This window comes from Gordonia sp. N1V (assembly GCF_029269935.1).
Classification (GTDB): Bacteria; Actinomycetota; Actinomycetes; order Mycobacteriales; family Mycobacteriaceae; genus Gordonia; species Gordonia polyisoprenivorans.
Window position 1 is genome coordinate 1 of record NZ_JARJDD010000018.1, and the last position, 10,417, is coordinate 10,417.

The following is a 10,417-nucleotide window of genomic DNA, read 5'->3' on the forward strand; positions in this document are numbered from 1 at the left end:
TGGTCTCGAGACGCGTCGTGCTCGCTGCGCTCGCTCGGCGCTCCTCGACCATCGGGAGGGGGGCGCGCTCGGCAGGCATCAAGAGACCGGTGCTCCTCGACCTGATCATCAGGGGGCCGGCCCTTTCCTCGGTCGTCGAGGTGTGACGAGCCGCTAGGCGAGGAGCCTCGAGACGCGGTGACCCGGTGCTGGGTGCCGGCCCGGTGTGAATATAACTTCCACGGAATCGGCTCGAAAACCCTGTTTTTCGGGGTCGGTGGTTCGCTGTGGTGGAAGTTGTATTCGTAGTCGGGTGGTTCCGGGTGTTGGCGTGCGGTGGTCTCGAGACGCGTCGTGCTCGCTGCGCTCGCTCGGCGCTCCTCGACCATCGGAGGGGGATCGCGCTCGGTGGCATCGAAGGGTGGCGCTCCTCGACCAGCGGGAAAAGGGGAGCGCGCTCGGCGGCGTCGAAGGGCGGCGCTTTTCGACCAGCGGGAGGAGGGCCACGCTCTGGCGGTCCATGGGGCAGAGGGAAGCGGCTCGATGATCGGACGAGCTCAGCAGGAATGCATTCTTGGCGACATTCTTTGATGTGTCCTGGCCATTCATGCGCGGGATTCCTCGGCATTCTTTGCGTCGCCTGGAATCGCGGAACGGCGGATTCACAAGAATCGAGAATTCAATCTCGCAAAGCCGGCATTCGGGATCTGGGTGAAATGACACCGAAACCTCGTCTCAGCTGCTGGTTTACATACTGGAAATACAAGAAACGGCATACATGAAAGCACTGTGAAGACCGTCACACTCGCTGGGATCAAGCAATCTGGACTCTGGTCCGCAACGCTGTGACCAGACAGAATGTCCAGCCTGGGAGCGCTGGTCATGGCCCTGCTGCCGATCGGCGAGCGGGCATTTGTTGAGCAAAGCGAAGAATCTCCGTTAATCGCGTTCCGTGTGGCTGTCAAACGGTGGAGAAGTCACAAAAGAATTCCAATACGGCGTTGTGGTCCGGGTAAACGGGGGTTAATGTTGACCCGTGCTAAAGATCAATGGGAGCTTGTCAACTGTCCCGCATTGATTGATTCACGTGAACATGGCCGAAGAGTGGTTCGGGGCGGTCATGGGCCCGCGCAAGCAACGTGCGGGCTGGCTCGGCGAAGAGGCCGGGCCGCGAGGAGGCCGGCGGTGGCGGTGACGCGACCGTTCGGCCGACATCGCCCCACCGAGATCTGATCGTGGGAGGTGTGGTGAGTCCGTCAGGGCAAGCATCGGCGCTGAACGTGTGGAGTTCAGACGCAACACAAGACAGCAATCCCGACATCGGCGCACGTCGTAGTCGCCCCCAATGGAGCAAGAAGTACCTGGCCCGGCTGGCCATCTCCGACGCGGTCATCGTGATCGCCGCGGTCGCCGTCGCGCACCTTCTCCGGTTCGGTACCGGCAACCCGTTCGGCCAGCGCGGACAGGTCGAGATCCCGGCCACCAGCGTGGCCCTCATCTTGATCATTTTGTGGCTCATAGCTTTACGTGCCAACCACGCGCTGGATCGTCGCGTCGTCGGGTCCGGCCCGCAGGAATACAGCCGCGTGGCCACGGCCTGCTTCGCCGTCTTCGGCGCACTGGCGATCGTCGACCAGATCTTCCGGCTGCAGATCGCCCGCGGCTTCCTGCTGCTGGCGCTGCCGCTGGGCACCGTCGCCTTGCTCGTGTCGCGATATCTGTGGCGCCGCAACCTGTCTCGTCAACGCCGCAACCGGCTGAACATGGAGAAGCTCCTGGTCGTCGGCAGCCGCGACACCGCGACATCGCTCGTGCACCGGCTCACCCACACACCCCAGCTCGGGTACGACGTCGTGGGGGTGTGCCTCCCGCGCACCGTCGCGCCGCTGCCCCCACACATCGAGGTGGGGGAGCATGCGATCCCGGTCCACGGTGACCTCGACGACGTGTTGGCGGCCGTCGACTCCGCCGACGCATCGGTGGTGGCGGTCAGCTCGGCCGAGGTCCTCGGCCCCGACGCCATGCAGGAACTGTCCTGGGGTCTGGAGCGCGTCGACGTCGACATGCTCGTCGCCCCCGGCGTCGCCGACGTCGCAGGCCCCCGACTCACGGTGCGCCCGGTTGCCGGACTTCCATTGCTGCATATCGACAAACCCCGCTACGAAGGCGCCAACCGATTCCGCAAGGCGCTCGTCGACAGGGTGGGTGCTGCGGTATTGATCCTGGCCCTGGCGCCGGCGATGTGCCTGGTTGCGCTGGCGATCGTCCTCGACACCGGCGCCCCGATCTTCTACCGGGCCACCCGCATCGGGGTGAACAATGCGCCGTTCCAGATGTGGAAGTTCCGGTCGATGGTGGTCGACGCCGACCGCGTCAAAGCCGATCTCCGCGCCCGCAGCGAAGGCAACGGCGTCCTGTTCAAGATGCGTGACGACCCGCGAATCACCAGGGTCGGCAAGATCATCCGTCGCTACAGCCTCGACGAACTGCCCCAGCTGTTCAACGTCGTCGGCGGCACGATGAGCCTGGTCGGCCCGCGCCCACCGCTGCCCGACGAGGTCGAGCAGTACGACGGGCGGATCGCACGACGCATGCTGGTCAAACCCGGGATGACCGGGCTCTGGCAGGTGTCGGGGCGCTCCGATCTGTCCTGGGAGGACTCGATCCGCCTCGACCTCTCCTACGTCGAGAACTGGTCGATCATGCAAGACGTGCTGATCCTGTGGCGCACCGTCCGGGCGGTCTTCGACAAGACCGGCGCCTACTGATCACCCCCCAACCTGGACGCCCCAAGACCCCGGACGGCGCCGTCGGGTGCTGAGTAACCCCACCCCCGCGAGTACCCGCCGACGCCGTCCGGTCCATTCCCACCCCCAGAAGACACACCACCGCCAGACACATCACCGACATCCAGACCGACGCTTCGAGAAACGAGAACCCGATGTCGTACCCCACCCACACGCCTCGAATCCTGCACACCACCAACGTCTATGACGGCGGCATCAGCCGGGCCGTGGAGAAGATCGTCTCGCTGACCCCGCAATACGAGCATCATCTGCTGGCCGCGGGCGGATCGGTCGGCTCCGGCGCCGCCGAGTTCGCGTCGGTCACCGAACTCTCCCGAGACCCGTTGCGCGCCATCGGCGACCTGCGCACCCGGGCCCATCAACTGCAACCCGATCTGGTGCATGCGCACTCCAGCTGGGCCGGATTCTTCTGTCGCGCCGCAGCCCTGCCGGTGCACACGATCTACCAGCCACACTGCTTCGTGCTGCAGGACCCGCAACGCGCCGGCTGGAAACAAGGCGTGTTCCGCGCCGCTGAGCAACTGCTGAGCCTGCGCAAACACACCATGGTGGTGCTGACTCCCGAGGAGGAGTCGGTGGCGCGCAGCATGATCGGCGTCCGCCTCGGCCGCGCCCAGGTGGTGCGTGTACCCAACGCGGCGCACCGCGAACCCGCCGACCCGCTGCGCACCGCGACACAGCCGTGGCATGAGCGGGCCCGGGTCGCGATGATCGGCCGGATCTGCCCGCAGAAGGACCCGCGGTTCTTCGCCCAGCTCGCCAAGGCACTACAGCGCAAACACGAGGACGCCGAGCTCATCTGGATCGGAGACGGCGACCCCGACGCCAGGCGACTGCTCGAACACAACGGGGTGACGGTGACCGGCTGGGTCGGCGACGACGAACTCGACGCGCTGCTCCGATCGATCGACGTCTACGTGCACAGCGCACTGTACGAAGGGTTTCCGCTGTCGGTCCTCGACGCCGCGAGCTACCGCATCCCCACCGTGGTCCGCGACATCCCCTGCTTCGACGGCACCCCACTGGTCTGCGAATCGACGGTCACCGAGGTGGCCGATCAGATCCACCACATCGTCGCCGACGACGACTACCACGACGAGGTCGTCGACCGCACCGTGCGCGTGCTCTCGACGATGAACAAGACCAAGCAGCGTCAGGCGTTCGTCGACTGCTACGACGCCTGCCTCGCCGAGGGAGCCTAGCGGTGCGGGTGGGTATGCCGAGGCGCATCCTCGACCGCCACGTCGGCGGCAACACGACCTACGCGCGGTCGCTGGCCGGGCAACTCCGCGACCGCGGCCACACCGTCGACGGATTCGGCGGACTCGGCCACCCCCTGGCCAACACCGTGCGCGAGACCGCAGCCGGAATCCATTCCGCCGAGCTCGATCTCGTCCACTACGTCGCCGACACCGGCCCGCTGGTGCGCACCCGCGTGCCGTCGGTGGTCACCGTCCACGGCGTGGCGAGCAGATGGATCGACACCGGCCGCACCCCGATGGCCGAACGGATCTGGCGTACCCGGGTCGCGCGTGCCATCGACTCCTGCGACCGCGTCATCACCGTCTCGCAGGCCAGTGCCATCGACGTCGCGGAAGTCTTCGACGTCGACCCGAACCGCATCGACGTCATCTACCACGGCATCGAACACACGGGTATCGAGCACACGGGTATCGAGCACACCGGAAGCGGGCCCAACAGCGCAGACAGCCCGGACACCGACCCACCGGTCCGCACAACCGTCCGCGACCTCGACGACTACATCCTGTATCTGGGAAACCTGGAGCCCCGCAAGAACATTGCCGCGCTCATCCGCGCCATGGATGACGTCCCCGCCGGGGTGACGTTGGTGATCGCGGGTAAACCGGCCTGGGCCGCCGACGCGATCATGGCCGAGATCGCCAACTCACCCCGGGTCGTCCACCTCGGATTCGTCAGCGACTCCGAACGCGAACACCTGATGCGTCACTGCCGGCTGTTCGTGTTCCCCAGCCGCTACGAGGGTTTCGGGCTACCGGTCCTCGAGGCGCTGGCGCACGGCTGCCCGGTGCTGTGTTCGCGACGCGGCGCGCTCGCCGAGGTGGCCGGTCCCGCCTTCGAACTCGCCGAGATCGACGAGTCGGCCATCGCCGCGGGCATCTCCGACGCATTGGCCGCAGTCGCCGACGGCGACACCCGCACGAGGCTCGCCGACGCCGGACGTGACTGGGCCCGACAGTTCAACTGGCAGCGCAGCGCCGAGGCGCACCTGGCTGTCTACGAGGAGTTACTGACATGAAAGTCGCTCTGCTGCACTGCTACAGCTCCGACAACCTCGGCGACGGCATGCTCGTCGACCGGGCCGTGGACCTGATCACCGAGGCACTCGGCCCCGACACCGACATCGCCCTCGTCGCTGCATACCCGGAATCCTTTCAGTACCTGGGCCTTCGGTGCGTGTCGAGCAAACCGGGATCACTGGGCGAGGCGCGCCGCTACCTGCAGGTACTGCGCAACCTCGACGCCTACGACCTCGTCGTCGGGGTCGGCGGCGGGTACCTGCGATTCGGGTCGGGCGTCGAATCCGCCAAGACCGCCATCGTGCACGGACCACAACTGCTGGCCGCCGGCCGCACCCACACCCCGACGGTGTACCTCCCCCAGAGCATCGGACCCAGCCGCGGCGCCGCACGACGCCTGGTACGCACCATGATCGGATCACTCGACGCCGTATGCCTGCGCGACGACCGCAGCATCGAGGAACTCGGCACCGCCCCCAACATCGCACGCATCCCCGACGTCGCGATCATCAGCGGCTCGGTCGCCGACCGCGGCACCGACGACGCCGCGGCCCCGGGCCGCACGACCATGCCGCGGGTGGTGCTCTCGGTCCGCTCGGTACGCGGCACGCTGCCGCGTCCGGTCACCGAACTCGCCGGGATGCTCGGCAAATTCGACGGCTACGTGCAGAGCGCGGTCGCCGGTAACAACGACACCACCGTCATGGAATCACTTGGCCCGGCCGAGATCCTCACCCCGCGTGAACTCCTCGACCCGCGCGCCGAACCACGCGTGGTGGTGGCGATGCGCCTGCACGCCGCGTTGATGGCCCTCGAAGCCGGCCACTACGTCATCCACCTCGCCTACGAACGCAAGGGTTTCGGAGCCTTCGCCGACCTCGGGCTCGACGCCTACGTCCACCACTTCCGCAGCTTCACCCCGGCCGTGGTGGAACAACAGGTCGCCCGACTCCTCGACGATCCCGCCGAACGCGCGACCTACGACCGACTGCTCGCCCAGCGCGCCGACGCCCACCGCGCCCGGTGGCGCGAACTGCGGGACCGGTTGCGCACCAGCGTCGGCCTGACTCCCGAACTCCACGCACTGGCGGGGCATCCGGGATGACGGCACCCGACCTCGCCGCACCGCAGGCCGGCCCACCCGGCCGGGCGGAGCAGTCGCGCAGCGCGCCGGCCGGGTTGGCGCCGGGCGAACACGGCTTCCGCCTGATGATCCCGTGGTGGTTCCACCCGCTGTGGATCGCCGCGATCTTCGTTGCGCTGCTGCCCATCTCGGCTGCGTTGATCCCGACGAGCGCATTCACCCTGTGGAAGACCCCGCGCTACATCGACGCCACCATCGGGATGACCGGCTTCCTGTCGGGCCTGAGCCTGCTGGTGGGTCTGGCGGTGTTCACGCTGCGGGTGCGGCCCGGGGTGACGATCGTGCGGGTCAGTGCCTCGGCCGTGGCGCGGCTGCGGGCGATCGCCGTCGGCGCATTCGTGTTGGCGCTCTTCGGATACGGCATCTGGATCGCCATGTCGTTCCTGCGCGGGACCACCGTCACCGACTTCGTCAACGTGATCACCCTGCAGGAGGGCGCGATCAGCGCGCTGAAGAAGATGAACCCGCCGGTCGCCGGGATCACCACCTTCACCCAACTCGGGCCAGTCGCCGCCGGGGTGATGATGATGCTGCGCCGCATGGGTGTGCGCGCCTACACCTGGCAGATGGTGGTCCTCGTCGCCCTGGCCGTCTACCGCTCGTTCTTCTACGGCGAACGCCTCGCGATCATCGAGGTCGGCCTGCCGCTGATCTTCCTGTATTTCGCGGTGCAACCGATGCGCGCGGGCACGGCGCCGGGCGCACAGATCGCGCGGGGCGGACCCATCGAACGCGTGATGCGAAAGACCGCACCGTTCTTCGCGATCCCGGCCATCTGGGGTCTGTTCGCGGTGTTCGAATACTCCCGCAGCTGGCTGTACTACCGCAACATCGTGACGACGAGCTTCACCGAATACATCTCCACCCGACTGGCCGGCTACTACGTCACCACCGCCAACAACAGCGCCATGTACCACGCGGCCGTCGCCGGCAAACCACACGACCCGTACTACTCGTTTGCCGCAGTGTGGGACGGGCCGGGGATGTCGATGATCGCCGGACGACCCGAGATCGCCGGACTCGACCCCCAACAGTGGTGGAAGATGATGCTGGAGAACAGCGCCAACCCCGAGTTCAACAACCAGGGCACCTTCCTGATCACCGACGCCGACCTCGGCACACCGCTCTCGATGCTGTACTGGTTTCTCCTCGGCCTCGCCGTCGGTTACCTGTTCTACCGCGCCACCCAGGGCAGCCTCGTGTCGCTGCTGGCCTACTCGCTGACCATCATGGGTCTGCTCGAGGTGTCCCGGATCATCTACTGGTCCCAGGGCCGGTTCATCCCGATCCTGTTGGCGCTGTTGGTGATCGCCGTCCTGCTGCCCGGGCCGAAACGCCGGGAGATCCATGCGTCCGGGTAAGTCGCTGCGGCAGAAGCTGTCCCGGCCCGGCCCACGGGCCCGGGCGATGGTTTTCGGTGCCGGTGACCAGGCCGTGGTCAGCATGGCCAGCTTCTTGTTCCTGGTGATCGCCGCCCGCTACCTCGACACCGCCGAACTCGGCTTGTTCGCCGGAGCCATGGTGTTCTACCAGGCGCTCACGGCGATGGCGCGTTCAGTCACCGGCGAACCGCTCGTCGTCCTCTGTGGTGACAAGAACGGTGGCGACAAGAGCGGCGGTGGCAACGGCAACGGGCACAACGGCGACGGCGACAACGACATCGATGCCGGCGACCTCCGCCGCGCAGTCGTGTGGGTCTCGTTGATCGTTCCGCTGATCCTGGCTGTGCTCGGCGGCATCGGATTTGCCGTCATCGACAACCGGTTGGTGCAGATCTGCTGCCTGTGCCTGGTGGTCTCGCCGATCATCCTCGGCTACGACACCCTGCGCTTCGTCTACATCTCCCGGCTCGACACCGCCTCACTGCTGCTGCTCGACGTCGTCGTCGCGATCGCCCAACTGTCGCTGCTCGCCGCAACCCTCGCCGGTGGCGGCAGCGCCGATCAAGCGATCCTGGTGATGTTCGCCGCACCCGTTGTGCCCCTGGTCATCCACCTGATCCGCGGCGGGATACCGGTGCACCCGTTGCGCCGATGGGTGACGACGGCGCGCCCGTACCTGGGTAGCTTCTTCTACGAGTCGGTGTGGGGTGCGCTGCTGCAATGGGCGCTGGTGTTCGTCATCGCCGCGGTGTCCGGAGTCGCCGACGTCGCCGCCTTCCGCAGCGTCATCGTCATCTACGGACTCACCAACGTCGTCACGAATTACCTGCGCAGCGTGGTGTTGTCGCACATCGTCACCCGCGGCCGGCTCACCCGCGCCGACATCGGCACCGACACCGTGGGCATGACCGCGACCATCGCCGTCACCATCGGCACCTCGATGCTGATCCTGCTGATGCTGCCCGACTCGCTGGGCCGTGCGCTGCTCGGCGACACCTGGGCGCACGCCGCACCGTTCATCCTCATCGGTGGCCTGGCCCGATTCTCTGCGGCGATGGAAGCCGTCCCCGGAGTGCTGGTGCGTGCCGCGCGCCAGACCTGGTCGGTGGTGCGGGTGCGCACCATGGTCGGGGCGCTCGCCCTGATCGTCTGCCCCCTCGGCGCCTGGCTGGGCTCGGTCACCGGTGCCTTCGTCGCGATGATCGCCATGTCGTGGGTACTGATCGCGTCACTGTTCGCGCTTCTGTTCTCCCGCGTGCCCGCCGGTGCGCCCGCATCGCCCCCATCCCCACAACCGTTGCGAGCCAACCGCGATGACGCGGTCGGTCGCTTCCAGAAGAGCGTCAACCAGAGAGGTAGCAACCATGCGAGTCGAGTCGGTGTCGGTGGACACGAATGACCCAGGACGGGTCGCTCCCGTGCTGGACGCGGTACGCCGTGGCTGGTGGATCGTCCTGGCCTGCGGGATCGTGGTCGCCCTGTGCGGCTTCGGGTACTCCATGCTGCAGAGCCCGGTTTATCGGGCCACCGCTGCGGTGTACGTGACATCCGGATCGGAGGCCTCGGCGCAAACCGCCTATCAGGGATCGCTCGCCTCCCAACAGCGCGTGGCCTCCTACGCCGAACTGGCCTCCTCCGACGAGGTCATCGACCGGGCCATCAGCCAGGGCAACCTCGGGATGACCCGCGACGAGGTGCGTGAGGCGTTGCAGACCTCCGCCAAACCCGACACCGTGATGCTCAACATCAGTGCCGACGCCGGCTCGTCGGAGAAGGCCGCGCAGATCGCCAACGCGGTCGCCGACAGCCTGTCGGGATACGTGGCGACCCTGGAGAGTCCGGCGGCAGGCGGTCAACCACTGGCCAAGGTCACCCCGGTCACCCACGCCGAGAGCAAAACCCAGGCCGTCTCACCCAAACCCGTCCGGGACACGTTGCTGGCGTTCCTGATCGGCATCGTGGCGGGCCTGGTGGTGCTGTTCGTCAAGAACCGCTTCGACCGCACCGTCACCTCCACCGCCGACCTCGAGGACATCGGGTCGAGCCTGATCTTCGGGTCGCTGCCGTTCTCGACGGACCTGCGCGACACCAGCCTGGTGCCCTTCAACAAGGGGGCGTCGGCACTGGCCGAGGCGTTCCGCATGGTGCGCACCAACCTCGCATTCGCCAACGTCGACGACCCGGTCCGGGCCATCCTGATCACCAGTGGTGGTGCGGCCGAGGGCAAGACGACCACCGCGGTCAACCTGGCACGCTGCCTCGCCGAGGCCGGCAAGACGGTGATCCTCGTCGACGCCGACCTGCGGCGTCCGGCGGTGGCCACCGCACTCGAGATCAACCCGCACGTCGGCCTCACCGACTACCTCGGCGGCGAGGGGTCGATCATGGAGTTCGTCCAGCCCAGCGGCACCGAGCGGCTCAGCATCCTCGCCGCCGGGTCCGTGCCGCCCAATCCGGCCGAACTCGTCGGCTCGCGCCGCGCCGCCGACGGTATCGCCGAACTACGCGAGCGCTTCGACTTCGTCATCATCGACTCACCGCCGGTGCTGCCGGTCACCGACGCCGTCGTGATGTCGCAGTGGGTCGATTGCGTTGCGCTGGTGGTACGTTCGGGTAAGACGCTGGCTCCCGATCTGCGTGCGGTGACCAGCCAGTTCGAGGTGGCCGGTGTCGCTCTGCTGGGCTTCGTGCTCAACGGTGTCCGACGCGGCACCAGCGCCTACTCGGGCGGCTACACCTACTACAGCAACGATCTGGGCAAGCCCAACTCCACCGCATCCGTCGAGGGCTCGACGCCCCGCGGCCGCCTGGGTGCACGGCGGTGAG

The 10,417-nt window shown here is 67.1% G+C and carries 7 protein-coding genes; all 7 read left to right on the forward strand.

Annotated features, from left to right (window positions below):
* Positions 1–1,226 precede the first annotated feature (1,226 nt).
* The 7 genes from P3L18_RS20430 to P3L18_RS20460 all read left to right on the forward strand — a co-directional run bounded on the left by P3L18_RS20430 (position 1,227) and on the right by P3L18_RS20460 (position 10,416).
* Positions 1,227–2,747 carry a sugar transferase gene (locus tag P3L18_RS20430; protein ID WP_079932133.1) on the forward strand — a complete coding sequence of 507 codons (1,521 nt, stop codon included), beginning with the start codon at positions 1,227–1,229 and terminating at the stop codon, positions 2,745–2,747.
* Positions 2,748–2,920: 173 nt separating this feature from the next.
* Entirely contained in the window at positions 2,921–3,988 is a 1,068-nt protein-coding gene (locus P3L18_RS20435) for a glycosyltransferase (RefSeq protein WP_079932127.1), read from the forward strand.
* Between the two features lie 14 nt (positions 3,989–4,002).
* Positions 4,003–5,064 (forward strand): glycosyltransferase family 1 protein, encoded by a 1,062-nt coding sequence (locus tag P3L18_RS20440; protein ID WP_276115069.1) that lies wholly within the window; start codon positions 4,003–4,005, stop codon positions 5,062–5,064.
* Complete coding sequence (locus P3L18_RS20445) at positions 5,061–6,170, forward strand: polysaccharide pyruvyl transferase family protein (protein ID WP_276115070.1); 1,110 nt, start codon at positions 5,061–5,063, stop codon at positions 6,168–6,170. Before P3L18_RS20440 ends, P3L18_RS20445 begins: the two co-directional genes overlap by 4 nt.
* Entirely contained in the window at positions 6,167–7,570 is a 1,404-nt protein-coding gene (locus P3L18_RS20450) for an oligosaccharide repeat unit polymerase (protein WP_276115071.1), read from the forward strand. The genes P3L18_RS20445 and P3L18_RS20450 overlap by 4 nt, the downstream gene beginning before the upstream one ends.
* On the forward strand, positions 7,557–8,990 hold the full coding sequence (locus P3L18_RS20455; protein ID WP_276115072.1) for a hypothetical protein: 1,434 nt from the start codon (positions 7,557–7,559) through the stop codon (positions 8,988–8,990). The genes P3L18_RS20450 and P3L18_RS20455 overlap by 14 nt, the downstream gene beginning before the upstream one ends.
* Complete coding sequence (locus P3L18_RS20460; RefSeq protein WP_276115073.1) at positions 8,977–10,416, forward strand: polysaccharide biosynthesis tyrosine autokinase; 1,440 nt, start codon at positions 8,977–8,979, stop codon at positions 10,414–10,416. Before P3L18_RS20455 ends, P3L18_RS20460 begins: the two co-directional genes overlap by 14 nt.
* The last annotated feature ends 1 nt before the right edge of the window (position 10,417 follow it).

What these genes read in the sequence shown, in the direction of transcription:
- P3L18_RS20440 (WP_276115069.1), top strand. Translation starts at nt 4,003, where the DNA reads ATGCCGAGGCGCATCCTCGACCGCCACGTCGGCGGCAACACGACCTAC.
- P3L18_RS20455 (WP_276115072.1), top strand. Translation starts at nt 7,557, where the DNA reads ATGCGTCCGGGTAAGTCGCTGCGGCAGAAGCTGTCCCGGCCCGGCCCA.
- P3L18_RS20435 (WP_079932127.1), top strand. Translation starts at nt 2,921, where the DNA reads ATGTCGTACCCCACCCACACGCCTCGAATCCTGCACACCACCAACGTC.
- P3L18_RS20450 (WP_276115071.1), top strand. Translation starts at nt 6,167, where the DNA reads ATGACGGCACCCGACCTCGCCGCACCGCAGGCCGGCCCACCCGGCCGG.
- P3L18_RS20445 (WP_276115070.1), top strand. Translation starts at nt 5,061, where the DNA reads ATGAAAGTCGCTCTGCTGCACTGCTACAGCTCCGACAACCTCGGCGAC.